Origin of the sequence: Croceicoccus hydrothermalis (assembly GCF_022378335.1) — a bacterium.
GTDB classification, from domain to species: Bacteria; Pseudomonadota; Alphaproteobacteria; order Sphingomonadales; family Sphingomonadaceae; genus Croceicoccus; species Croceicoccus hydrothermalis.
In genome coordinates, this window is the sequence record NZ_JAIQCI010000003.1 from 184,940 (window position 1) to 207,944 (window position 23,005).

The 23,005-nt window shown below is 66.2% G+C and carries 20 protein-coding genes; 4 read left to right on the forward strand and 16 right to left on the reverse strand.

Annotation, left to right across the window (positions count from 1 at the left end):
* Nucleotides 1–98 precede the first annotated feature (98 nt).
* Genes K4G67_RS03000 through K4G67_RS03010 form a run of 3 tightly spaced genes read right to left on the reverse strand, consistent with a single transcriptional unit; the run spans nucleotide 99 to nucleotide 2,700 of the window.
* Complete coding sequence (locus tag K4G67_RS03000) at nucleotides 99–230, reverse strand: DUF2474 domain-containing protein (protein WP_239804911.1); 132 nt, start codon at nucleotides 228–230, stop codon at nucleotides 99–101.
* On the reverse strand, nucleotides 230–1,237 hold the full coding sequence (gene cydB / locus K4G67_RS03005; RefSeq protein WP_275588713.1) for a cytochrome d ubiquinol oxidase subunit II: 1,008 nt from the start codon (nucleotides 1,235–1,237) through the stop codon (nucleotides 230–232). Before cydB ends, K4G67_RS03000 begins: the two co-directional genes overlap by 1 nt.
* Nucleotides 1,234–2,700, reverse strand: a complete 1,467-nt coding sequence (locus K4G67_RS03010; protein ID WP_239804912.1) for a cytochrome ubiquinol oxidase subunit I — start codon at nucleotides 2,698–2,700, stop codon at nucleotides 1,234–1,236. Before K4G67_RS03010 ends, cydB begins: the two co-directional genes overlap by 4 nt.
* A 256-nt stretch (nucleotides 2,701–2,956) precedes the next feature.
* Here K4G67_RS03010 and K4G67_RS03015 point away from each other — a divergent pair, with 256 nt between their 5' ends.
* Together K4G67_RS03015 and K4G67_RS03020 are read left to right on the forward strand one after the other, a co-directional pair.
* Nucleotides 2,957–3,808, forward strand: coding sequence for an alpha/beta hydrolase family protein (locus K4G67_RS03015; RefSeq protein WP_239804913.1), 852 nt, complete (start codon nucleotides 2,957–2,959; stop codon nucleotides 3,806–3,808).
* Nucleotides 3,805–5,031, forward strand: a complete 1,227-nt coding sequence (locus K4G67_RS03020; RefSeq protein ID WP_476695954.1) for a kynureninase — start codon at nucleotides 3,805–3,807, stop codon at nucleotides 5,029–5,031. Before K4G67_RS03015 ends, K4G67_RS03020 begins: the two co-directional genes overlap by 4 nt.
* Before the next feature lie 3 nt (nucleotides 5,032–5,034).
* Here K4G67_RS03020 and K4G67_RS03025 read toward each other — a convergent pair whose 3' ends face one another.
* Complete coding sequence (locus K4G67_RS03025; RefSeq protein WP_239804914.1) at nucleotides 5,035–5,460, reverse strand: DUF2147 domain-containing protein; 426 nt, start codon at nucleotides 5,458–5,460, stop codon at nucleotides 5,035–5,037.
* A 28-nt stretch (nucleotides 5,461–5,488) separates the two neighbouring features.
* Between K4G67_RS03025 and mtnP the strand changes: the two genes are divergently transcribed.
* A complete protein-coding gene (gene mtnP, locus K4G67_RS03030; protein ID WP_338026383.1) occupies nucleotides 5,489–6,376 on the forward strand; it encodes an S-methyl-5'-thioadenosine phosphorylase in 888 nt (295 codons plus the stop codon).
* Between the two features lie 31 nt (nucleotides 6,377–6,407).
* On the opposite strand, the gene K4G67_RS03035 is transcribed toward mtnP, so the two are convergent.
* From K4G67_RS03035 to K4G67_RS03045, 3 genes are read right to left on the reverse strand one after another with little or no spacing between them, the layout of a single operon-like run.
* Nucleotides 6,408–6,617: a hypothetical protein gene (locus K4G67_RS03035; protein ID WP_239804915.1), complete on the reverse strand. Its 210-nt coding sequence runs from the start codon at nucleotides 6,615–6,617 to the stop codon at nucleotides 6,408–6,410.
* Nucleotides 6,617–10,903 (reverse strand): translocation/assembly module TamB domain-containing protein, encoded by a 4,287-nt coding sequence (locus K4G67_RS03040; RefSeq protein WP_239804916.1) that lies wholly within the window; start codon nucleotides 10,901–10,903, stop codon nucleotides 6,617–6,619. Before K4G67_RS03040 ends, K4G67_RS03035 begins: the two co-directional genes overlap by 1 nt.
* The gene (locus K4G67_RS03045) at nucleotides 10,903–13,236 is read right to left on the reverse strand and encodes an autotransporter assembly complex protein TamA (protein WP_239804917.1); all 2,334 of its coding nucleotides are present in this window, start codon (nucleotides 13,234–13,236) and stop codon (nucleotides 10,903–10,905) included. The genes K4G67_RS03040 and K4G67_RS03045 overlap by 1 nt, the downstream gene beginning before the upstream one ends.
* Before the next feature lie 47 nt (nucleotides 13,237–13,283).
* Between K4G67_RS03045 and K4G67_RS03050 the strand changes: the two genes are divergently transcribed.
* Nucleotides 13,284–14,489: a YihY/virulence factor BrkB family protein gene (locus tag K4G67_RS03050; protein ID WP_239804918.1), complete on the forward strand. Its 1,206-nt coding sequence runs from the start codon at nucleotides 13,284–13,286 to the stop codon at nucleotides 14,487–14,489.
* Here K4G67_RS03050 and mmsB read toward each other — a convergent pair.
* From mmsB to uvrC, 9 genes are all read right to left on the reverse strand, one after another.
* Nucleotides 14,473–15,342, reverse strand: coding sequence for a 3-hydroxyisobutyrate dehydrogenase (gene mmsB, locus K4G67_RS03055; protein WP_239804919.1), 870 nt, complete (start codon nucleotides 15,340–15,342; stop codon nucleotides 14,473–14,475). The genes K4G67_RS03050 and mmsB overlap by 17 nt on opposite strands.
* Before the next feature lies 1 nt (nucleotide 15,343).
* Entirely contained in the window at nucleotides 15,344–16,126 is a 783-nt protein-coding gene (locus tag K4G67_RS03060) for an enoyl-CoA hydratase-related protein (protein ID WP_239804920.1), read from the reverse strand.
* The gene (locus K4G67_RS03065) at nucleotides 16,123–17,169 is read right to left on the reverse strand and encodes an enoyl-CoA hydratase/isomerase family protein (RefSeq protein WP_239804921.1); all 1,047 of its coding nucleotides are present in this window, start codon (nucleotides 17,167–17,169) and stop codon (nucleotides 16,123–16,125) included. Before K4G67_RS03065 ends, K4G67_RS03060 begins: the two co-directional genes overlap by 4 nt.
* 20 nt (nucleotides 17,170–17,189) lie before the next feature.
* A complete protein-coding gene (locus K4G67_RS03070; RefSeq protein WP_239804922.1) occupies nucleotides 17,190–18,335 on the reverse strand; it encodes an acyl-CoA dehydrogenase family protein in 1,146 nt (381 codons plus the stop codon).
* Nucleotides 18,336–18,449: 114 nt separating this feature from the next.
* Nucleotides 18,450–18,971: a hypothetical protein gene (locus K4G67_RS03075; protein ID WP_239804923.1), complete on the reverse strand. Its 522-nt coding sequence runs from the start codon at nucleotides 18,969–18,971 to the stop codon at nucleotides 18,450–18,452.
* Between the two features lie 37 nt (nucleotides 18,972–19,008).
* On the reverse strand, nucleotides 19,009–19,779 hold the full coding sequence (locus K4G67_RS03080) for a Crp/Fnr family transcriptional regulator (RefSeq protein WP_239804924.1): 771 nt from the start codon (nucleotides 19,777–19,779) through the stop codon (nucleotides 19,009–19,011).
* Between the two features lie 86 nt (nucleotides 19,780–19,865).
* Nucleotides 19,866–20,372, reverse strand: coding sequence for a flavin reductase family protein (locus K4G67_RS03085; protein WP_239804925.1), 507 nt, complete (start codon nucleotides 20,370–20,372; stop codon nucleotides 19,866–19,868).
* The gene (folE, locus tag K4G67_RS03090; protein WP_202083073.1) at nucleotides 20,372–20,980 is read right to left on the reverse strand and encodes a GTP cyclohydrolase I FolE; all 609 of its coding nucleotides are present in this window, start codon (nucleotides 20,978–20,980) and stop codon (nucleotides 20,372–20,374) included. Before folE ends, K4G67_RS03085 begins: the two co-directional genes overlap by 1 nt.
* Nucleotides 20,981–21,044: 64 nt before the next feature.
* Nucleotides 21,045–23,003, reverse strand: a complete 1,959-nt coding sequence (gene uvrC, locus K4G67_RS03095) for an excinuclease ABC subunit UvrC (protein ID WP_239804926.1) — start codon at nucleotides 23,001–23,003, stop codon at nucleotides 21,045–21,047.
* Between the last annotated feature and the right edge of the window lie 2 nt (nucleotides 23,004–23,005).

Consider the following 23,005-nt stretch of genomic DNA (forward strand, 5'->3'; position numbering starts at 1 on the left):
CACGGATCGACTGAAACGGCGAAAGGGCCGGCGGAGCGATCCGCCGGCCCTTTTTCTTGATGCCGCACCGACGAAAGCGGCCCGTCGAGATCACTGCGTCACGCCCCGATCCACGCGCGCAGGATCATCGCCACCACGCCGAGCACCGCCACGCTCCCCGCCCAGATCGCCGCCATCCAGGCCAGCCTCTGCCACAAGGGCCGGCGTTCGGACGCCTCTCCCGGCCGCATCAGTGATAGCCCTCGTGCCCGACCTTCCCGCGAAACACCCAGTATGCCCAGCCGGTGTAGATCAGGATCAGCGGCATCGTGATCGCCACGCCGATCAGCATGAAGACCTGGCTGCGTTCGGGGGCCGCGGCCTCCCATATGTCGATGCTGCCCGGCACGATATCCGGCCACATCGTCACGCCCAGCCCCGCCATGCCCAGCAGGAACAGCGCGATGCCGAGCCAGAACGGCGTCGCCTCCTTGCGCTTGAACAGCGCGCGGAACAGGAAGCCTGCGATGATGAGCGTGAGCAGCGGCACCTGGCTCGTGAAGAACAGCGCCGGCGTGTCGAGCCAGCGTTCGCGATATTCGGGCCGCAGGATGAGGTTATAGAGGCTGATCACCGCCATCAGGCCGAGCGTCAGGATCGTGCCCCACCGCGCCAGCCGATAGGCGTGGTCCTGGCACTTGCCCTCCGTCTTCCACACGAGCCAGCACGCGCCGAGCATGGCATAGCCCGCCACCACGCCGATCCCGCAGAGCAGCGTATAGGGCGTGAACCAGTCGAACCAGCTTCCGGCATATTCGCGGCCCGACACCTCGATCCCCTGAAGCAGCGCGCCGAGCGTCATCCCCTGTGCAAAGGCGGCGATGAGCGAGCCTGCACAAAAGGCCCAGTCCCAGAACGGCCGATGTTTCGGATCGCGCCAGCGATATTCGAACGCCACCCCCCGGAACACCAGCCCCAGCAGCATCGCAATGACCAATGGATAGGTCGCGGGCAACACCACGGCATAGGCGAGCGGAAAGGCCGCGAACAAGCCGCCCCCGCCGAGCACGAGCCAGGTTTCGTTCCCGTCCCACACCGGCGCGATGGAATTCATCGCCTGATCGCGCTCCACACCGGGAGAAAAGCTTGGAAAGAGCACCCCGATGCCGAGATCGAAACCGTCCATCACGACATAGGCGAACACGGCAAAAGCGATGATGAACGCCCAGATGACGGTCAGGTCGAAATTCACGCTCATTCGCCGTCTCCCTGCGGGTGGCGGGGCTGGTCGGCGATCGCCTCGCCATGGCCTTCGCCGGTGGGGTCCTGCGTCGGGCCGGGGGTGAACCCGGCACTTCGGATCGGGCCGTCGTCGCCGCGCTTGACCCCCTCTTCGTGGGCATGCGGCGCGTCCTTCATCAGGTGCAGGATATACCACGCCCCTGCGGAAAACACGGTGAGATAGACGATGACGAAGGCCAGCAGCGAAGTCGCCACCGCCGGCGCGTCGAGCGGGCTCGCCGCCTCCGACGTGCGCATCAGATTGTAGATGACATAGGGCTGCCGCCCCACCTCCGTCGTGACCCAGCCGGCGATGACCGCCACGAACCCCGACGGCGCCATGACGAGCGCCGCCCGGTGCAACGGTTTCCAGTCGTAAAGTCGCTTGCGATAGCGCGCGAAAAGGCTCCACAGCCCGAGGCCCAGCATCGCGAAACCGATGCCCACCATGATGCGAAACGACCAGAACACGATTGCGACCGGCGGTTGTTCATCGTCGGGAATGGTGTCCAGCCCGGCCAGCGGCGCATCGAGGCTGTGCTTGAGGATGAGCGAGGACAGTTTGGGAATGCCGATCGCATAATCGAGCGTCTGCGTCTCGTCATCGGGGATGCCGAAGATGTAGAGCGGCGCGCCGTCCGGATGGCTTTCGTAATGCCCCTCCATCGCCATCACCTTCTGCGGCTGATGCTCCATGGTGTTGAGCCCGTGCATGTCGCCGGCAAAGATCTGCACCGGCGCGACGAGCGCGGCCATCCACATCGCCATTGAAAACATCTTGCGCGCATGGGCGTTGGCGCGGTCCTTGAGCAGGTGCCACGCCCCCACCCCGCCCACGACGAAGGCGGTGGTGAGATAGGCCGCGATCACCGTGTGCACGAGGCGGTAGGGGAAGGAGGGATTGAACACGATGTCCCACCAGCTTGCGCCCGGCAGGAATTGCCCGTTGGCGCCCATTTCGAACCCGGTCGGCGTCTGCATCCAGCTGTTGACCGACAGGATCCAGAACGCGGAGATGAACGTGCCGAACGCCACCATGCATGTGGCCGCGAAATGCAGCTTGCGCCCCACCCGCTCCATCCCGAAGAGCATCACGCCGAGAAAGCCCGCCTCCAGGAAAAAGGCGGTCAGCACCTCATACGCCATCAACGGCCCGATCACGGGCCCCGCCCTGTCGGAATAGACCGACCAGTTGGTCCCGAACTGATACGACATCACGATGCCGGACACGACGCCCATGGCAAACGCGATGGCAAAGATCTTCAGCCAGTATTTGAACAGGTCGAGATAAAGCGATTTCCCGGTTTTAAGCCACAACCCTTCGAGCACTGCCAGAAAGCTCGCCAGCCCGATGGAAAAGGCGGGGAAAATGAAATGGAAGCTCACGGTGAAGGCGAATTGGATCCGGGCCAGCACCAGCGCATCGAAATTGTCGAACATGGGTTCGCTCTTTCCTGACACCGGCGATTCGCGTGGGCAAATTCGGGGCGCATCGGGGCGCGCATGGCCATCAGGCCGGTGCCTTCGCACGATCAGGGCCGCGCATTCCCGGCTGCAGACATCGTGCAACCGCCCCTCCCATCGCGCATTCGCGGGCAAGTTTCAAACCCCAAAACGACAATCGCGGTTGCGCAAAACGACAGTCGTACGGGTTTTGCGCTTGTGCATGCGGCCCGCCATCGCGCACATGCCGGGCATGGAATGGCCCGACCTGCTTCACCGCCCCCGCCCGCTCCCCGACCGGCGCATCGCCTATGGCCGCGACAGGTTGCAGCATGTCGATGTCTGGCTTCCGCGCGCACGACCCCGAAGCGCGGCGGGCCATCCGGTCGTGGTGATGGTGCATGGCGGATGCTGGCAGACAGATGTCGCGCGGGCGGGCATCATGAATTACATCGCCGACGACCTGCGCGGGCGCGGGATCGCGGTGTGGAACCTCGAATATCGGGGCGTGGACCGCTCCGGTGGCGGTTATCCCGGCACGTTTCGCGATGTCGCGCGCGGGGCCAACATGCTGCGCGAACGGGGTGCTGCGCTGGGCATCGATACGGCGGCGCGCACGGTGTTCGGCCATTCGGCGGGCGGGCATCTGGCGCTGTGGCTGGCGGCGCGGCACGTGATCGCGCGCGGCGGTCCGCTGTTTCATCCCGATCCGCTGCGGTTCGACACCGCCATTTGCGCAGGCGGGCCGCCCGATTTGCGCGCGGCGCGGGTTGCGCCCGGCAATACCTGCGGGACGGAGGCGGTCGATGCGCTGCTTGGCGCGGACGTTCGCGATGCGGCGGACATGTTCGCCGATTGCTCGCCCGCCGACATGATGCCCTTCGCTACGCATCAGGTGCTCATCAACACGGGCAAGGATCATATCGCACCGCCGTCCTTCGCCGCGGCCTATGCCGCGAAGGCCGATGCGGCAGGCGCAGAGGTGACCTGCGTCACCGTCCCGGACGAGGGGCATGTCGAACTGATCACGCCGGGCACGGCGGCGTGGGGGGCGGCGTGCGAGGCGATATTTGATGCGCTGAAACCCGGGGACATCGCGCCATGACCATGACCATCGACGAAGCGCGGCAACGCGACGCCGCCGATCCGCTGCGTGCGTTTCGCGCACGCTTCGATCTTCCGCCGGGCATCGTCTATCTCGACGGCAATTCGCTCGGGCCGCTGCCGCGTGCGACGCGGGACCGGGTCGCGGACATGGTCGACCGGCAATGGGGCCGCGACCTCATCGCCGCGTGGAACGATCATGGCTGGATCGACGCGCCCCGCCGCATCGGCGCAAAGATCGCGGCGCTGATCGGCTCGGCGGAGGACGAGGTGATGGTGGCCGATTCCACCTCGGTCAATATTTTCAAGCTGCTGACCGCGGCGGCACGGGCAAATCCGGGCCGCAGGGAAATCCTTGCCGAGGCGGCCAATTTCCCGACCGACCTGCATATCGCAGCCGGGGTGGCGGACCTCCTCGGGCTGACGCTCGTGACCGCGTCACCCGACGATCTCGCCGATGCGATGGGGGCACATACCGCCGCGGTCATCCTTCCCCATGTGCATTACCGGAGCGCCGCGCGATACGACATGGCCGCGATGAACGCCCGCGCGCAGACGGCGGGCACGCACATCGTCTGGGATCTGAGCCATAGCGCGGGGGCGGTTCCGGTCGATTCGTCGGGGTGCGGGACGATGCTCGCGGTGGGATGCGGGTACAAGTTCCTGAACGGGGGGCCAGGGGCACCGGCCTTCGTCCATGTCGCGCGCGAATGGCAGGACCGGCTCCACAATCCGTTGCAGGGGTGGCTCGGCCACAAGGCGCCCTTCGACTTTGCCGACGCCTACGAACCCGCGCCGGGCATGGGACGGTGGCAGGCCGGCACGCCCCCGATGCTCAGCATGGCGGCGCTCGAAAGCGGGGTCGATCTCATGCTGGAGGCGGACATGGACGCGCTTTTCGCGAAATCGGCGGCCCTGTTCGATGCGTTTGCGGCGCGCATGGCGGAGAAATGCCCCGCCCTTACCCTCGCCTCCTCGCGCGAGGCGGAGCGGCGCGGGAGCCACATCTCATTTCTGCACGAGGATGCCTTCCCCATCGTGCAGGCGGCGATTGCGCGCGGCGTCATCGGCGATTTCCGCACGCCGGACATCGCGCGTTTCGGCCTGACCCCGCTCTATACCGGGTTCGAGGACATTGTCCGCGCCGCCGACACCATTGCCGAGGTCATCGCGACCGGCACATGGCGCGAGGCCCGTTTCCGCAAGCGCGGCGCGGTCACCTGAGGCTCAGGACGCGGGTTTCCACACCTGCGTCTTGCAGATGAAGGCGAGGCAGCCCTGCACCTTGAGCGAGCCATTCGCCATGCGGCTCACGACCGCGCGATATTCGTTGCCGTCCTCGGGATTGTAGATGTCGCCGCGCCACACGTCGTCATCCGCGGTCAGACCCATGAGGATCGGCAGGCCCAGAATAGGCCGGCTCCGAAGCGCGGGATCGTCATTGTTGATGTCGCGCGCGGGCACGCCCTTCTTCGGGCGCAGGATCTTGTCCACCTTGCCGCACATGGCCTTGCCGCACGTTTTCACGGCCACGACCGCACGCCCGTTTTCGGTGACGTAGCGCCCCTCGATCGGCGCGGCGGCCCATGCAGGGGTGGACAGCGTCGCCAGCGTGGCGAACAACAGCGCGGTTTTCATCGAGAGTCGTCGCATGGGCGCTCCTTAACAAACGGGACAGGGCGTGACGATACGCAACACGACACAATGGCGCATCGGCATCATCGGCGGTTCGGGTCTATACGCGATGCCCGGATTGAGGAATGCTGAATGGATCGAGATCGCAACGCCGTGGGGGCGCCCTTCCGATGCGGTGCTGACCGGATCATCGCACGGGGTCGAGCTTGTCTTCCTGCCGCGCCACGGGCGGGGCCATGTGGTGGCGCCCGGCGCGCTCAACGCCCGCGCCAATATCGACGCGCTCAAACGCGCAGGCTGCACCGACATTCTGGCGATCAGCGCGATCGGTTCGCTGCGCGAGGAACTGGCCCCCGGCCGGTTCGTGGTGGTGGATCAGTTCATCGACCGCACCGCGGGCCGCCCGTCCAGCTTTTTCGGGACGGGGATGGTCGCGCATGTGTCGATGGCCGATCCGGTCTGCCCGCGCCTTTCCGCCATGGCCGGGGCCGCGGTGCGCGACGCGGGCGCCGCGGTGACCGAGGGCGGCACCTATCTGGCGATGGAGGGGCCGCAATTTTCCACCCGCGCGGAAAGCCACATGTATCGCGCATGGGGCGCCGATGTCATCGGCATGACCGCCCTGCCGGAGGCCCGGCTCGCACGCGAGGCGGAGCTGCCCTATGCGCTCATCGGGATGGTCACGGATTACGATTGCTGGCGTGAGGAGACAGAGGCGGTCGAGGTGGACGCCGTCATCGCGCGCATGGCCGAAAATGCCGAGATTGCGCGCGGGGCGGTCGACGCATTCGTCCGCGCGCTTCCCCCGACGCGGGCGCCATCGCCCATCGACACGGTGCTGGACAGGGCGCTCATCACCGATCCGGCTTGCCGCGACCCGGCGGTGCTCGCCCGGCTCGACGCGGTGATGCGGCGCGTGAACGGCGGCGCTTGAAGCGGTCCGTTTCGACAATCGCGCGGCCGCGTCACGGCTCGCCCGCGGGCGGCTCCTCCTGCGCGGCGGCGTCGGTTTCGCTGCGCAATTTGCGGTTCGCGGCCAGCTCGGCATCGATCTCCCGCGCCTGCTTGCGAATATGCGCCTCCGCCTCCTCGTAGCGGGTGTCGAAATCCGGCTCCTGCTGGCACCCGGCCAGCAGGAGCAGCGCGACGAAGGCACAGACCCGCACCGCCCGCATCAGTAATTCTTGCGATAGCGGATGCTGGCATCGGTGCGGCCCGACCCGCCCGCCTGGCTCAGGATCGAGAGCGCCGGGGTCAGGCTGATTTCGAGCTGCGTCGCGGTGAACCCGCGCGCATCGGTGATCAGCTCGACATAGATATCGTCGGTAATATACTGCCCCGCCGCGAGCGCGGTGCCGCGCCCGCTCGCCTCATCCGCGCCGAGAATCCGCAGCCGGTCGACCCCCGTCGCCGAACGCAGCGTGCCGAGCGGGTTCAGCCCGCCCCCCGACCCGCGCAGCGAATTGAGCGATGCAGCAAGCTGCACCGCCTGGATCGTGGAGAGATTGCCGATCGAGCTTCCGAACAGGATGCGCGACACGATTTCGTCCTGCGGCAGGCCCGGCGTCGAGGCGAAGGAAATCTGCGGATCCATGGCCCGGCCCGCGACATTCACGCGCACGGTCACATCCTCGATCTCCTCGCTCGCCACGAGATTGAGCACCGGATCGATGGTGGACCCGCCGGTAAACCCGATCCGCCCCTCGACCAGCTCGAACGAACGCCCGGCAAAGCCCAGCGTGCCCCGGATGAGCGACACTTCGCCCGAAAGCCGCGGCGCGGTGCTGGTCCCGCCGATGGTGAGATCGGCGTCCCATTCGGATTCCAGCCCCATGCCCGAGACATAGAGCCGCTCCGGCGCGTTGAGATCGATGTCGAGCCGCAGCTGATCGAAGATGCCCGGCTGCGTCTCCGGCTCCTCGTCGCCGGTGATGCGCACCGGTCCGCGCGGCGGCTTGAACCGCACGCCGGTCAGTTCGGGCACCTCGGCGGCGCCCTGGCGGATGATCTGATAGCGCGTTTCGGGGAGCAGCAATTGCCCCGACAAAAGCGCGGTCTGTCCCGCACTCTTCGAGAGTCGCAATTGCCCGGTTGCCGATGCGCGGATCATGTCGCTGCGCGCGAGCCGCGCATCGTCGAGCGTGACCGACACGTCCATGGGATAGCCGCTGTCGGCGGCGAGACTGACATAGCCGCTCGCCTCCACCGAACCGTCGCCCGCCGTGGCGGTCATGCGCTCGATCCTGAGTTCGCTCCCGTCGAAACGCCCCTGCAACGCCATGTTGGTGAGCCGCGTCCCATAGGTCAGGTTTTCATAGGTCAGCGATTTGGCCCGGATGATCCCGGCAAGATCGGGGTCCGACACCCGGCCCGAAAAATCCGCCGCGACGCCGATGGGGCCGGAAAGCCGCTGATCCGGCTGTCCGGCGAAGGAGAACAGCGTATCGGCCGGCCCGTTATACCGAATGCCGCCCGACAGCGGCGCCATGAGCAGGCGCTGCGTCCACGGCCCCGCGCCGGGCGGGAGTGGGTTGAGCGAGGCGACCATGCGCCCGATGACGGTGCCGCGGCGCCGCATGACGGCGCGCGCCTCGCCCCCGTTGGTGAGCAGCTTGCCGACGAAATTGATGTCGACCGGCTGGCTCACCGAGGCGGCAGTGGTGCGGGTGAAATCGTCGATCGACAGGCGGGCATCGGCGCGGGGGAAGGCATTCGGCCCGGCCTGCGCGAAATCGAGGCTGCCGGTCGCGTTGCCGCCGAGGCCAAGGCCCGGAACGAAGGCGTTGACGATAGCCATGTCGAGCGAATCGAGCCGGCTCTGCACCTTGATCCCGTCACCGTAAGTGCCGGCGAGGCGGAGATTGCCGCTCCCGAAATCGATGCGCGTGGGCATGAGTTCATAGCTGCCGTTTCCGGGCACGATGCGGGCGGGATTGACCGTGGCGAAATCGATACCGCGCACCCGGCCCTTGACCGCCGCGCGCCACAATTGCGGCGTCATGTCGGCGTTGAGCGCGACGCGGAACGGCACGCCGCTGGTCCCTTCGGCCAGCAGCTTCGCCTTGCCCGTGCCGCCGCGATAATCGACGGTGGCGCGCGCGGCATTGATGTCGAACGAACCGTACCGCACGCGCGCCAGCTGCGCCGCGGCGACCACGTAAGGCTGATCGTAGAGCACGACGCGACCGTCGATCTTCGCCGAACCGATGGCGAGATTGGCCGGCCCCTCGAGCGTGGTATCGTTCGCGCGCAGGTTGAACAACGCTTCCTGATACCGCCCCTCGGCATCGAGGCGGACCACGCCCGTCAGCCCGCGCCCGTTGGCGAGCAGCCGCCCGGCAAACGGCCCCGCCGAAGTCTGACGCAGCGAGCCTGTAAAATCGATCCCGCCGAGATTGGCGCTGTTGATCTGCACCGTCGTCGCATCGCCTAGCCCCAGCGTGACATCCGCGGTCAGCGCGCCGTAATCGGTGTCGCCGGTGAGGTCGAGCCGGTAGCCCGTGCCATTGCCGGTCCCGCGAATCTCGGCATTCAGATTGGCAAGGCCGATCCCGAAATTGGGGTTTTCGGCGGTGATCGTCGCCTGCGGATCGGTGATGGTGCCCGCGACGCGCACGCCGACGCGGCCATAGGCATCGGTGATCGCGTCGGCATTGAACGCAATGCGCCCGTCGGTGCTGTAACGCCCGCTGCCGCCGGTAATGCGGACGAGCGGGGCCTCGAGCCTCAGATTGGTGAAATTGATGGTGCCATCGGGGGCATAGCGCACATTGGCGGACGCCAGCGCATTGCCGCCGAGGAAGTCGCGCACGCTTTCGTTTTCAAGCCTGCGCGAACGCACGCTGACCCGCCCGGCGAGTGCGTAGCCGCCCGCCTCGGTCCGCAGATCGACATCGGTCGTGATGTCGAAGATACCGACGCTTTCCACACGGTAATTGTCGATCCGCCCGTCGATCGCGCCGGTATAAAGCCCGGTCGACATGTCGGCGAGCAGGATGACATTCGCATCGATCCGGTCCGACTGTATCCGCATGTTGTCGGACAGGATGCGCGGACCCTGAATCGCAATATCACCCGCGAGCCGCACATCCGCGAGCGTGCCGCCCGCCACCGTGTCGAGCCCGGTAATGCGCGATGCGCGCGCCTGCACCGGGATGAGGATCCGGTCGGGATCGACCCGCGCCGCGCCCTCGGCCGCGAAATTGACGAGCGCCATGTCCGCCATCGCGATCCGGTCGGCTGCGAGCGCATATTGGACCGTCGGCGCCGCGAACGCGCCGTCGAGCGTGAGGTTGCCGCGCACGCCCGACCCGCTCAGATTTTCGGCGAGCACCGACGGGCGGGTGAGCGCCAGCGTGATCTTCATGTCGTCGAAACTGTTGTCGGAAAGATCGATGATGCCGTCCGCACCCACGCGCAGCGCGTCGCTTTCGATCGTGCCGATAAGATTCGCGCTGCGTTCGTTCAGCGCGCCGGTCATGTCGATGGTGGTCACGGGGCCGAGCAAGGCCGCCGTCTGCCCTTCGAACAGGCGCGCCACGCGCGTCGGCCCGCGCACGGTAAAGGTGCCGTCACGCGCCAGGATAGCGAGCCGTGCAAATTCCGAGCCGCCCAGATTGGCGGCAAGCCGGCCGTTCCACCGCGCCCAGTCGCCCCGGCCCGATAGGTCGAGCGCAACCGGCTGATCCAGCCCGGCGAGCGTGGTGACCACCCCGCCCTGCGGCGCGAGCAGCTTCACATCGATGTCGAGCCGGTTTTCCTCCGGCACCGCGTCGAGTGTGAGCGCAAGCCGGTCGCCGCCCGTCGCATCCGCCCCGCCGATCGTCCGCGCGTCGAGAGCGACCAGCGCGCGCCCGTCGGCGATATGCGCCTCGCCGCCGAGGGACAGCACGCGCCGCTCCCCCGTGACGGCCTCGCCGACGACGAACCGATCCACGCGCAGGACGCCAATATCGATGTCGAGATCGGGAAGCAGCGGGCCCTCGCTTTCCGTCTCGTTGAACTGGGGCAGACGCGCGAGCGTGATCCGCTCCGCCGTGGCGCTGCGCACGTCGACATGGTTGTTCACGAAGGCGAACGGGCGCCAGTCGACGCGCAATTCGGGCGAGGACAGGAACACCCCGCGCGGGTCCGACACGGTGAAATCGTGCAGCACCATCGCGCCATAGAGCGAACCGTCGATGCGGCCGATGTCGATTTCCATGCCGTTTTCGAATTCGAGCCCGGCGATCTGCTCGGCGACGAACCGCCGGCCCGGCTGCGTATTGAGGCCGAAGATCACCAGCGCGACCAGCACGGCAATACCGACGAGGACGATCGCAACGCCCTTCGCGACGCGGACGGGCCAGCGGCGATGCGTGCGGGTGTCCTCGCCGCTCTCCACCATGGTGTCGTCGCCGCGCACTTCTTCGGCGGTTTCGTCCGTCACCGGCTGCTCTTCCCCGTCCCGCATATCCGCCATCAGAACGCCTGCCCGATTGAAACATAGACCGCGACCGAGCTTTCACCCGGCTGCTTGTCGATGGGCATCGCCACGTCGAGCCGGAGCGGCCCGAAATTGGTATAGAACCGCCCGCCGAGACCGACGCCGTAACGAAGGCCCGAAAAATCGGGCACGCTGTCGAGGTAGACCTGCCCCGCATCGACGAAGCCGACGACGCCGAAATTGCCGAACCGGTAGCGCGCCTCGACCGCGAGCTCGTTGAAACTGAGCCCGCCGAGCGGCCGGAAGCGGAACGGATTGGCGGTTTCGTCCGGATCCTCGGGGTCGAAATTCGGGTTGGGCACCTCGACCTTGGGCCCGAGTTCATGGAACCCGAACCCGCGCACCGAACCGCCGCCCCCGGCGTAGAACCGGCGCGACGGCGCGAGGTCGAAGCGGTCGATCCCCTGAATTGTGCCGGCCGCCACCCGCGCCGCAAGCACGATGGAATCGGTCGCCGGGTAATAGGCGCTCGCCGCGAGACGGGCGCGTACGTAGGTGTCGAAGGAATCCTGCACCGAGGCTTCGGGTTCGATGAGCGCGGTGACGCGAAACCCGCTCGTCGGGTCGAGCAGGCTCTTCGTGCTGTCCAGCCCGACCTGCCCGGTCAGCCCGGCGATGCCGAAGGTGCGGCGCCGCACCTCGCCGAGGTCGAAATCGTAATCCTCCTCGATCGTGCCGAGCAGCTGCACGCCATAGGCATAGGTCAGCGGTTTCTGCCAGATGGAGGTGGAATCGTAATTCACCCGCGCGGCGAGCCGGCCGGTGAGCGCCTCGAACGCGTCGAAATCGCTGCGCAAGGCCTCGGCGGCGATTTCGAAGGTGCGGTCGCGGCGGCCGGCATTGGACCGGCGGAACGTCACGCCCGCGCCCTGCTCCTGCGTGCCGGCGATGGCGCGGGCGATCAATGCGCCTTCGGGCGGGAACAGATTGCGATGCGTCCATGTCGCCTCGACCCGCGCGCCCTGCCCGGTGCCGTAACCGGCGCTGCCGGCGATGGTGCGCGGCGGTCCGGCGTCCTGCTCGACCAGCACGGTGGCGTATTCCGCGGGGCCGCCCTCGACCGTGCCGGCATCCTCGCCGGTGCGCTGCGGCTCGACCGTGACGGTGTTGAACAAGCCCGTCGCGACGAGCGCCTGACGCAGGTCGTCGACCATGTCGCTATCGTAAAGCTCGCCCCGCTCGAAGCGGGCGAGCACGGCGACGTGCTCCGCATCGAAGGCAAGATCGCCCGTCGTCTCGATCCCGCCGAACACCGCGCGCGGCCCGGTATCGACCGGCAGGGTATAGACCCCGCCCCCCGTTTCGGCGTCGAGCAATATGTCGCGCTGGCCGACGGCGGCGAACGGATAGCCATTGTGCGGAAGTGCCACGGCCACGTTCGCCTCCGCCCCCTGCACCCGCGTGGCGACGATAGGCTCGCCGATGGAAAGGGGCAGGTTTTCGCGGATGAGATCGGGCGGCGTCGTGGGCTCGGCATCGATGACGATGTCGGCAAATTCGTAACGCTGTCCGGGCGTGACGTCGATCACGGCGGTCAGCGGCTGACCATCGGCGACGTCGGCGCGGTCGATGCGCGTCTCGACACTGGCGCCGAACCACCCTTCGGAGGCGAGGATACGCTCGATCAGGACGCTGTCCTCGGTCAGCCGGGCGGACACCTGCGCGACATTGTTCGCGGTGCGATCGTCCGACCGCAGGGCGGACAGATCGTTGAACATGTCGCGGATGTTCACATCCGTTTCCGCGTCGATTTCGTCGATCCCGTTGAGCGCGATTTCATACGAAACCTCGGTCACCTCGGTATCTTCCTCGCCCTCGGCAAATTCCACCGGCTCCACCTCGAACGCGGAAATGGGCGGGAGCGGCGCGGTCAGCTCCGCATCGCGCACGGGCGCATCGCCGATCTCCTCCACCGCGTCGCCATCGGCCAGCGCCGGATCGCCAAGCGGAGCGTCCGCGCCCATTTCGGGTTCCGCATCGGCCTGCTCCTCGGCAAGGCGGCGTTCGAACTCCGCAATGGATTCCAGCGGCATGTCGAGCGCGGGGTCGCTTTCGGCATCGAGGTCGGGAATGGATTCTGCAAATTCCTCGTCCGAGATGATCGTTTCGACCTCGGGCAGGGTTACATCGGCGGGCGGCGCGGGCACGGGGAGAGGGTCGGCCTCGGTGTTATCCGCCGCCTGCGGCCCGGCACGATCGTAAGGCACCTCGGCATCCTGTGCCGCGGCGGCACCGACCTGCGCCATCGCCAGAAAAGACGCGCTGGCAAGGACATGCTTGCCAAATCGACCGATATGCGTTCCTGTCATGTGCAACCGCAATTCCCGCAGCGTCAAAATAAAGAGGTCCGCAACGGATGATCGATCGCACGCCGACCGAACCACCATTCGCCGAAACCCCGAACGCCGAAACCTCGTATCCCAACCGTCTGCCCGTCGATGCCATGGAAAACAATAGCGAAAAGGACACAGACGCGCCCGATGCGGGCGAAACGATCGAAAACGGGGACCCCGGCGCGGTCGCGACCTGGCCGCATCACATCCCGTTTTCGGGATGGCTGGCGGTGTTGAAACGCGTCTATGTGATGGTCGGTTTTCACAACCTCGGCCTGCTGGCGGGCGGGGTCGCGTTCTTTACCTTTCTCGCCATCACGCCGCTCATCGCCGCCACGGTCATGATCTATGGCCTCGTCGGCAATGTCGATCTCGTCGAGAAACAGATGCGCACCGTGGTCGAGGTGGTGCCGTCCGATGCCGCGCGCCTGATCGAGGATCAGCTCCTTGGCGTGGTCAATACCAGCAGCGAAGTCGCGGGATTCGCGCTCGTCATCGCGCTGTTCTTCGCGATCTATGGCGGAATGCGGGCGGCAAGCGGGCTCATCCGCGCATTGAACGTCATTAACGAGGAACCGGAAACGCGCAATATATTGCGGCTGACGCTGCGGGCGGCGGTGCTGACGCTGGCGGCGATCGGCATCGCGCTGATCGGGGTGGTGAGCGGGGCGGCGCTGACCTGGCTCGCGCGGCAGACCACGGTGTTCTTCGGGCCGTGGACGGGGTTTTTCATCAAGCTGCTGACCTATGGTGCGGCGGTCGCGCTCGGCAGTATCGGGTTTGCCATGATCATGCGGTTCGGGCCCGACCGGCGCCCGGCGAAATGGCGCTGGCTCGCGCCCGGGGCGGTATTGGCGACGATATTGTGGATCGGCGTGTCCTTCGCCTTTTCCGCCTATGTCGCCTATGTGTCGGATTATAACGCCACCTATGGCTCGCTATCGGCGATCGTCGTGTTCCTGATGTGGCTGTTCCTGTCGGCCTACGGCATATTGATCGGCGCGCTGCTCAATGCAGAAGCGGAGCGGCAGACGATCCAGGATTCGACCGAGGGGCCGGACCGCCCCATCGGCCATCGCGGCGCCGTGCTCGCCGACAGCCATGTGAGCTTTGGACACAAGCAGGAACTCGCCGCGAAAAAGCGGGAACGGCGGGCGGAGCGCGCGGCGCAGAACGCGCGCGATACGCCCCGCCGCCCCGCCCTGCCGCGGATCAGAGGCGGCGGATGATCGAGGAGAAATCCTTGCCGCCGTTTCCGTCGGCGTCGTGATCCTCGAACAGTTCCTTGGCCCGCTCGCCCATCGGGGTCGCGCTTTCGGCCGATTTCGCCGCCGCCATGGCAAGGCGCAGGTCCTTCAGCATGAGATTGGTGGCAAAGCCGCCATCGTAATCATTGTCCGACGGGCTTTGCGGGCCGACGCCGGGCACCGGGCAATAGCTCGTCATGGACCAGCATTGCCCCGATGACACCGACGCGATGTCGTAGAAATTCTGCGCATCGAGGCCCAGCCTTTCGGCCAGCTTGAACGCTTCGCACGTGCCGATCATCTGAATGCCGAGCAGCATGTTGTTGCAGATTTTCGCGGCCTGTCCGGCGCCAGCATCGCCCGCGCGGATGACCGCCTTGCCCATCGCCTCGAGCACGGGGCGTGCGCGTTCGCAGGCCTCCTGCGTGCCGCCCACCATGAAGGTCAGCGTGCCGCCATTGGCCGCGGCGATCCCGCCGGACACCGGCGCGTCGACCATGTCGTGCCCCGCCTCGGTCGCCTTGGCGATGACGGTGCGGCAGGTTTCGACGTCGATGGTCGAACAATCGATGAGCACGGCGCTGCGCGGCGCATGGCCGATGACCGACCCTGTATAGACGCTTTTGACGATGTCGCCGTTGGGCAGCATGGACACGACCGCATCGACGCCCTCCACCGCTTCGCGCACGGTGCCATAGGTGGCGATGCCTTTGGCCTGCGCGGTCTCCAGCGCCTCCGCCGACAGGTCGAATGCGGCGACCTCATGGCCGTTCTTCACCAGATTTGCGGCCATGCCGCTGCCCATGTTGCCAAGGCCGATAAATGCGATCTTCATGTCAGCGTCCCTTCCACTGGGCTGCGCGCTTTTCGACAAACGCCTGCATGCCCTCTTTCTTGTCCTCGGTCGCGGTCAGAATCTGAAACGCGCGCCGCTCGAACAGCAATCCCTGATCGAGCGTGGTTTCAAACGCCGCGTCGACCATTTCCTTGTTCACCATCGCGGCGAGCGGCGCCATGCCGGCGATCGCCTCGGCCGCCTTCATCGCCTCGTCCATGAGCTCGGCGGCGGGCACCACACGGGATACCAGCCCGCTGCGCTCCGCTTCCTCGGCATTCATGTTGCGCCCGGTCAGGCACATGTCCATCGCCTTCGCCTTGCCGACCGCGCGGGTGAGCCGCTGCGACCCGCCCATGCCCGGCGCCACGCCGAGCTTGATCTCCGGCTGTCCGAACATCGCGGTGTCGCTGGCGATGATGAAATCGGCCATCATGGCAAGCTCGCACCCGCCGCCGAGCGCGAACCCGTTGACCGCGGCGATCCACGGCTTGCGCACCGCTTTGACAAGGCGGCTGGTCCAGCCGGCGAAGAAATCCTCGGTAAAGAATTGCGCGCTCGACTTGTCGACCATCTCCTTGATGTCGGCGCCGGCGGCAAACGCCTTCTCCCCGCTGCCGGTGAGAACGGCGCAGCGCTGGCTATCGTCCTCCTCATACTCCGCAAACGCGGCGATCAGATCCTCCAGAACCTGGGAATTGAGGGCATTCAATGCCTTGGGCCGGTTCAGCGTCATCAGCGTGACCGCGCCCTTCTGTTCGACGGTAATCGTTTCGTAGCTCATAGCGGTCTCCATTCCTCTTCCCCGTCCAGGGCTGCGAACAGCGCGTCGATGTCATCCTCGCGCACTGCGTCGGCCGTGGCCGGTTGCCATTGGGGATCGTTGTCCTTGTCCACGAGCAGGGCCCGCACGCCCTCTGCAAAATCGGGACGGGTGATGATGCGCCCGGCGGCGCGATATTCCATCGCCATGTTCGCGGCGAAATCCTCCGCCTCGGCGCCGAGCTGCAACTGGCGCAGCACCGCCTTGCAGCTTGTCGGGCTTTTCGTGCGAAGGGTCTTCAGCTCCTTTGCCGCCCAGTCGCTATCGTCGGCCTCCAGCGCGGCGAGGATCGTTTCCAGATCGTCGGAGGCGAAGAGCCGGTCGATCGCCTCCCGATTGGCCGCGATGCGGGCCTCGGGCGGGGTTTCGCTTGCCTCATCCAGGATGGCGGCGATGTCGCCCGGCTCGGCAATGATGCGGGCCTTCACCTCGGCGAGCTTTTCGGACGGGATGTAATGGGTGGCAATGCCCGCCCACACGCATTCCGCCCCGTCGAGCCGCGCCCCGGTCAACCCGATGAACTGCCCCACGCGCCCCGGCAGGCGCGGCAGATACCACCCGCCGCCCACGTCGCAGATAAGGCCGATGCCCGTTTCCGGCATGGCGAATTTCGTGTTCTCGGTCGCCACGCGGTACCGGCACGGCTGCGCGATGCCGACGCCGCCGCCCATGGTGATGCCGTCCATGAATGCCGCGATCGGCTTGTCATAGGTGAACATCAGATGGTTGAGCCTGTATTCGAGGGCGAAGAATTCGCGCCCGCGCACGCCCGCATCCTCCATCGCCGATCGGCGCAGCAGGGTCACGTCGCCGCCCGCGCAGAAACCCCGCCCTTCGGCATGGTCGAGCAGCACGGCCCGGATCGCATCGTCCCCGGCCCAGCCGCGCAGCGCCTCCGTCATCGCCTCGCACATGTCGAGGGTGAGCGCATGGATCGCCTTGGGCCGGTTGAGCGAGATATGCCCCGCCGCCCCGTGCGCGTGAATATGTACGTCGTCGGTCATGTGCAGCCTTCGCTTGTCTATCAATCGCGCAGGAGATCGCGGCCCACGATCATGCGCATGATCTGGTTCGTGCCTTCGAGAATGGAATGAACGCGAAGGTCGCGCCACAGTTTCTCGATCGGGTAATCCTTGAGATAGCCGTAGCCGCCATGCAGTTGCAGTGCATGGTCGACGACGCGCGATCCGGTTTCGGTCGCGATCATCTTCGCCATCGCGGCAAAGCGCGTCTTGTCCGGCGCCTCGTTCGTGACCTTCACCGCGGCGAGGTAAAGCAGCGCGCGCGCCGCCTCCAGCTCTGCGGCCATTTCCGCGATGGTGAATTGCGTGTTCTGGAAATCGGCGATGGCCTTGCCGAACTGCGTCCGGTCCTTGGTATAGGCGATCGCCTCGTCCAGTGCGCGCTGCGCCCCGCCGAGCGAGCACGCCCCGATATTGAGCCGCCCGCCGTCAAGCCCGGTCATCGCGATGGAGAAACCCTGCCCCTCGTCGCCGACGCGGTTTTCCTTGGGCACCTTTACATTGTCGAAGATGACCTGCGCGGTGGGCTGGTTCTTCCACCCCAGCTTCTTCTCGTTCGCGCCGAAGGACACGCCGTCCATGTCCTTTTCGATGACGAGGCACGAAATGCCCTTCGGTCCGTCGGCGCCGGTGCGGACCATCACGACGTAGATTTCATTCTCGCCGCCGCCCGAAATGAACTGCTTGGATCCGGTGACCTCGTAATGGTCGCCCTTGTCCACGGCCTTCGTCTTCAACGCCGCCGCGTCGGAACCCGAAGACGGTTCGGTCAGGCAATAGCTCGCCAGCCGGTCCATGCCGATGAGGTCGGGCAGATATTTCGATTTCACCGCCTCGCCGCCGAAACGGTCGATCATCCAGGCGGCCATGTTGTGGATCGAGATGAACGCGCTGGTCGAGGGGCAGCCATGGGCCATCGCCTCCATGATGAGCGCAGCCTCAAGCCGGCCGAGCCCGATCCCGCCCGATTCCTCCGACACGTAGATCGACCCGAAGCCCAGCTCTGCCGCCGCCTTGATCGTATCGCGGGGGAAGATCGCGTTCTCGTCCCATTCGCCGGCATGGGGCGTGATATTGTCGGCGGTGAAGCGCTGCGCCATCTCCTGAATGGCGATCTGGTCGCCGGTCAGTGAAAACTGGTCTTCCATCGTGTCTCGTTTCCTCTTCAGCCGCGAAGGCGCGGTCGATCATTCTTGTGGCCGCCGCCTTCGCCGCGCGGCGGGACGGGTGTTTCCTTACCTACGCATCGCGGGCCGCGCGGTTCACGCGCAACGCATATATCTTTGCTGCCCGCGCATGGCATCGGGCCCGGATTCGCGGCGCAGCAACGTGTCCCCCTCGCGCAGGAGCGTCATGTCCCGGCGCCATTCCATGCCTTCGCCCTCGAACGCAAATTCGGCGCGCAGATAATCGTCCGACCGTTCCCTCACATCGGCCAACGTGCCCACCGATTCGTAAAAGGTCAGCCTGTTCGTTTCGATAGTCAGCAAACCCTTGGCCACCGAAGCGGGTCCGTCGCAATCGTTGCGCGTCATGCCCCACCGGCCCCGCATCGATGCCGGTATCGCCATGGGGGCGCCGTCCCCCGACCCACGCACGCCGTCCGCAGGCGCGGTGACCGAACCGGGTGCCGGATCGGCCAGCGATTGGTCGCTTGGCTGGAGGGTCGCACCATCGTCCGCACCGTCCGCCACGACCTCGCTGTCGACCGGGGGCGTGTCGTCGTCGGCGGCGCCGCATGCACACAGCATCGCGGTGAGCAGGAGCGCGGGAATGGGTTTCATGGCGTGGCCTTTCGCTTTGTGGGAAATCCGCCCGGCATCAATCCGCTATCTCGAAATGGGCGCCAACCGCGAGATCGCCCGGACCATAGAGATAATCGGGATCGTATCGCGCAATGCTGCGCAGCTGCGCATGATCGAGCACGTTCACGCGCCCCCGGCGAATATCGACGACACCGCCGGCACGCAATTTCTGCACCATGCGGTTCATGTGGATCGCGGTCGTGCCGCACGCATCGGCAAGGTCGATCTGCGTCATGGGAAAGTCGAAACCCTGCGCATCGCCCAGCCCGACCAGCCGCAGCCGCTCCCATATCTCGGACAGGAGATGGGCGAGCCGGCCATCGGCGGGCAATTGCTCCATCTTCATGATCCACGCCCGGTGGATCGAGGCATCGAGCAGCGTCGAAAACCACATCAGCCGCGTCAGATGCAGATCGCCGCGCAACGTGTGGTTGAGCCGTTCATGGTCGACGAAGGACACGCGCACCGGCCCCACCGCGACGAGATCGTGGTCCAGCCGCTTGAGCGCATAACCATGCAGGTCGATGAAGTCGCCGGGCACCTGGATCCCGACGATATGGCGGCGGTCCCGTTCGACGACGGCCCGAATGACATAGCCGTCTACGAGGATCGTCGACCTGTTCACCAGCTCTCCGCGCCGGGACAGCACATGGCCATCGTCGAAACGCTCGACAGTATCGAACATCGCCTCGGTCGCGTCCGCCTCGTGCCGTGACATGGCGTGACGCAGCCTGCCCTGCAGAAATCGCCCGGTTACCGGATAGTCGGTGTCATCCGCCTTCTTCACTGATCCCCCTTCCGCCTCTCGCCCCGTCGGCATCGCGCAGCTTTCGCTATGTGAGGCGACAGATTATGGCAAGCCGGTCAACGCGCCTACCCCTCGCCCAGCGGGAGAAGCGCGCGGTAGCGCCCCTGAAAGAAGAGCAACGGCTCGCTTTCCTTTTCCAGCGCGAGTTCGCGCACCCGCCCCACCACGAACACGTGGTCGCCGGCGGGGTGCACCGCCTCGATGTCGCAATCGACGAAGGCCAGGCAATCGTCGAGAATGGGCGAGCCATTGTCCGACATGCGATAGCCGACCCCGGCGAAACGGTCGGCCACGGGCCGGGTGAACCGGGTGCACAGATCCATCTGATCCTGCGTGAGCACGTTGGCGCAGAACTTGCCCGCGTCGCGGATCCGCGGCCACGTGCTGCTGCTCGTAGCAGGGAGGAACGCGACCAGCGGCGGATCGAGCGACACCGACAGGAACGAGCCCACGGTCATGCCGACGGGGCCGTCGCCATCGGCGGCGCCGGGCGCGGTGATAACAGTGACCGCGGTGCTGCAGTGGCTCAGCACCTTGCGGAAGAAATCGGAATTTTCGGGATGCTCGCTCATCAATACCCCATCAGTGACAAGACTTCCTTGCGGCTGCGATCGTCGTCGCGGAACACGCCCATCATGCGGCTCGTGGTCATGCCGACGCCCGGCGTGCGCACCCCCCGCGCGGTCATGCAGGCATGGCTCGCCTCGATCACCACGGCGACGCCATGCGGTTTCAGATGGTCCCAAATGCATTCGGCGACCTCGGCGGTGAGCCGTTCCTGGATCTGCAACCGGCGGGCAAACCCGTGCAGCACGCGGGCGAGCTTGGAAATGCCGACGACATGATCGCGCGGGAGATAGGCGATATGCGCCTTGCCGATGATCGGCGCCATGTGGTGTTCGCAATGCGACTGAAACGGGATGTCGCGGAGCAGGACGACCTCGTCATAGCCGCCCACCTCCTCGAATATGCGGGACAGGTGGATCGACGGATCCTCCCTGTATCCCTGGCAATATTCGAGCCAGGCGCGCGCGACCCGTTTCGGCGTGTCGAGCAAACCCTCGCGCTCCGGATCGTCGCCGGTCCAGCGGATCAGCGTGCGGATCGCGTCCTGCACCTCGTCCGGGACATCGGGCTTGCCGAGCGGATTGTCTTCATCCGGTCCGACGAGGCTGCTCATGGGTCGTTCTCCTGTTTGCCGATCCGGGGTCTAGGGTATGGGCCGGGACAAATCCAGCGCCCGCTCACCCGCCGGGGTGATAGAAATCATAGATGGTGCGCGCGACCTGCTCCGAAACGCCGGGCACCCGCGCGAGATCGTCGAGCGATGCGGCCCGCACCTTTCCCGCCGTCCCGAAATGGAGCAGCAGCGCCCGTTTGCGCGCCGGGCCGATGCCTGGAATTTCGTCGAGCGGGCTGGCGCTGATCGCGCGGCTGCGTTTGGCGCGGTGGGCGCCGATCGCGAAACGGTGCACCTCGTCGCGCAGACGCTGAAGATAGAACAGCACCGGCGAATTGGTCGGCAGCATCTTTTCCCGCCCGTCGGGGAAATGAAACACCTCGCGCCCCTCGCGCCCGTGATGCGGTCCCTTGGCGATGCCGACGACGGCGACGTCCTCGATGCCCAGCTCCTCCAGCGTGTCCATCACGCTCGACAACTGGCCCTTGCCGCCATCGACCAGCACGAGATCGGGCCATGCCGCATCCTGCTTGCCCAGCGTTTCGCGGTCGGGATCGTCCTTGAGCGCGCGGGCGAAGCGGCGGTTCATCACCTCGCGCATCATGCCGAAATCGTCGTTGGTCTGCGCGCTCTTGATGTTGAACTTGCGATACTGGTTTTTGAGGAACCCTTCCGGCCCGGCGACGACCATCGCGCCGACTGCGTTCGCGCCCTGAATATGGCTGTTGTCGTAGATCTCGATGCGCGAGGGCACCTCGGCCAGTTCGAGGAACTCGGCCGTTTCGCGCATGATCCGGGCCTGCGTGCTGGTTTCGGCGAGGCGCCGGTCCAGCGCCTCGGTCGCATTGCGCGACGCCTGTTCGAGCAGGCGGCGACGGTCCCCGCGCTGCGGCACGGATATGCTGACCCGCCGTTCGGCGAGTTCGGACAGCGCATCCTCCAGCAATTCGCGCTCCTCCAGCTCCCGATCGATCAGCACGATGGGCGCGGGCGGCACCTCCTCGTAAAACTGCGCGAGGAAGGCGGCCATCACCGCTTCGGCATCCATGTCGCCGTCGTGCCGGGGAAAGAACGCGCGATGGCCCCAGTTCTGCCCCCCGCGGATGAAGAACGCCTGTATCCCGGTCTGCCCGCCCTTCACCGCCATGGCGAACACGTCCGCATCGCCGACCCCATTCGCATTGATGGCCTGGCTGCCCTGGATAAAGGTCGCGGCGCGCAGACGGTCGCGCAGCATGGCGGCCCGTTCGAAATCGAGATCGGCGGCGGCGCGCGCCATGTCGGCCTCGATCTCCTTTTGCACCGCGCCCGATTTCCCGCCGAGGAAATCCTTCGCCTGCCGGATGAGCGCGTCGTAACCCTCCGCATCGATGCGCCCGACGCAGGGCGCGGAACATCGCTTGATCTGATAGAGCAGGCAGGGCCGGTCGCGCCGGGAAAAAAAGCTGTCGGTGCAGGACCGCAGCAGGAACAGTTTCTGCAGCGCGTTGATCGTGGTGTTGACCGATCCGGCGCTGGCAAACGGGCCGTAATAGCTGCCCTTCGCCCGGCGTGCGCCGCGATGTTTCATGATGCGCGGAAAATCGTGATCGCTGCGCAGCAGGATGAACGGAAAGCTTTTGTCGTCGCGCAGCAACACATTGTAGGGCGGGCGAAACCGCTTGATCAGTTGCGCCTCGAGCAGGAGCGCCTCGGCCTCCGAATTGGTGGTGACGATCTCCATGCCGCGGGTCTGGCTGACCATGCGGCGCAGGCGGTTCGACAATCGTTCGACCTGCGTATAATTGGCGACCCGGTTTTTCAGCGCGCGGGCCTTGCCGACATAGAGCACCTCGCCCTTCGCATCGAGCATGCGATACACGCCGGGCTTGGGCTTCAACGTGCGCTGCACCTCGCGGATGGCGGCGACGCCGGCGGCGATGTCGGTGCCGCCACCCGACCCGCGCACGGTATGGGTCGCCTTCTCCTCGAGAAAGCGGTCCGACGATGCGTTTGCAGGCGGGGCGGCGGGGGTCTTGGCCATGG

Coding starts and splice junctions, on each gene's coding strand:
- cydB (WP_275588713.1), bottom strand. CDS start 1,237: ATGAGCGTGAATTTCGACCTGACCGTCATCTGGGCGTTCATCATCGCT.
- K4G67_RS03050 (WP_239804918.1), top strand. CDS start 13,284: ATGATCGATCGCACGCCGACCGAACCACCATTCGCCGAAACCCCGAAC.
- mmsB (WP_239804919.1), bottom strand. CDS start 15,342: ATGAAGATCGCATTTATCGGCCTTGGCAACATGGGCAGCGGCATGGCC.
- K4G67_RS03085 (WP_239804925.1), bottom strand. CDS start 20,372: ATGAGCGAGCATCCCGAAAATTCCGATTTCTTCCGCAAGGTGCTGAGC.
- K4G67_RS03070 (WP_239804922.1), bottom strand. CDS start 18,335: ATGGAAGACCAGTTTTCACTGACCGGCGACCAGATCGCCATTCAGGAG.
- K4G67_RS03025 (WP_239804914.1), bottom strand. CDS start 5,460: ATGCGACGACTCTCGATGAAAACCGCGCTGTTGTTCGCCACGCTGGCG.
- K4G67_RS03060 (WP_239804920.1), bottom strand. CDS start 16,126: ATGAGCTACGAAACGATTACCGTCGAACAGAAGGGCGCGGTCACGCTG.
- K4G67_RS03045 (WP_239804917.1), bottom strand. CDS start 13,236: ATGACAGGAACGCATATCGGTCGATTTGGCAAGCATGTCCTTGCCAGC.
- folE (WP_202083073.1), bottom strand. CDS start 20,980: ATGAGCAGCCTCGTCGGACCGGATGAAGACAATCCGCTCGGCAAGCCC.
- K4G67_RS03065 (WP_239804921.1), bottom strand. CDS start 17,169: ATGACCGACGACGTACATATTCACGCGCACGGGGCGGCGGGGCATATC.
- K4G67_RS03040 (WP_239804916.1), bottom strand. CDS start 10,903: ATGGCGGATATGCGGGACGGGGAAGAGCAGCCGGTGACGGACGAAACC.
- K4G67_RS03075 (WP_239804923.1), bottom strand. CDS start 18,971: ATGAAACCCATTCCCGCGCTCCTGCTCACCGCGATGCTGTGTGCATGC.
- K4G67_RS03035 (WP_239804915.1), bottom strand. CDS start 6,617: ATGCGGGCGGTGCGGGTCTGTGCCTTCGTCGCGCTGCTCCTGCTGGCC.
- uvrC (WP_239804926.1), bottom strand. CDS start 23,003: ATGGCCAAGACCCCCGCCGCCCCGCCTGCAAACGCATCGTCGGACCGC.
- K4G67_RS03015 (WP_239804913.1), top strand. CDS start 2,957: ATGGAATGGCCCGACCTGCTTCACCGCCCCCGCCCGCTCCCCGACCGG.
- K4G67_RS03020 (WP_476695954.1), top strand. CDS start 3,805: ATGACCATGACCATCGACGAAGCGCGGCAACGCGACGCCGCCGATCCG.
- K4G67_RS03000 (WP_239804911.1), bottom strand. CDS start 230: ATGCGGCCGGGAGAGGCGTCCGAACGCCGGCCCTTGTGGCAGAGGCTG.
- K4G67_RS03010 (WP_239804912.1), bottom strand. CDS start 2,700: ATGTTCGACAATTTCGATGCGCTGGTGCTGGCCCGGATCCAATTCGCC.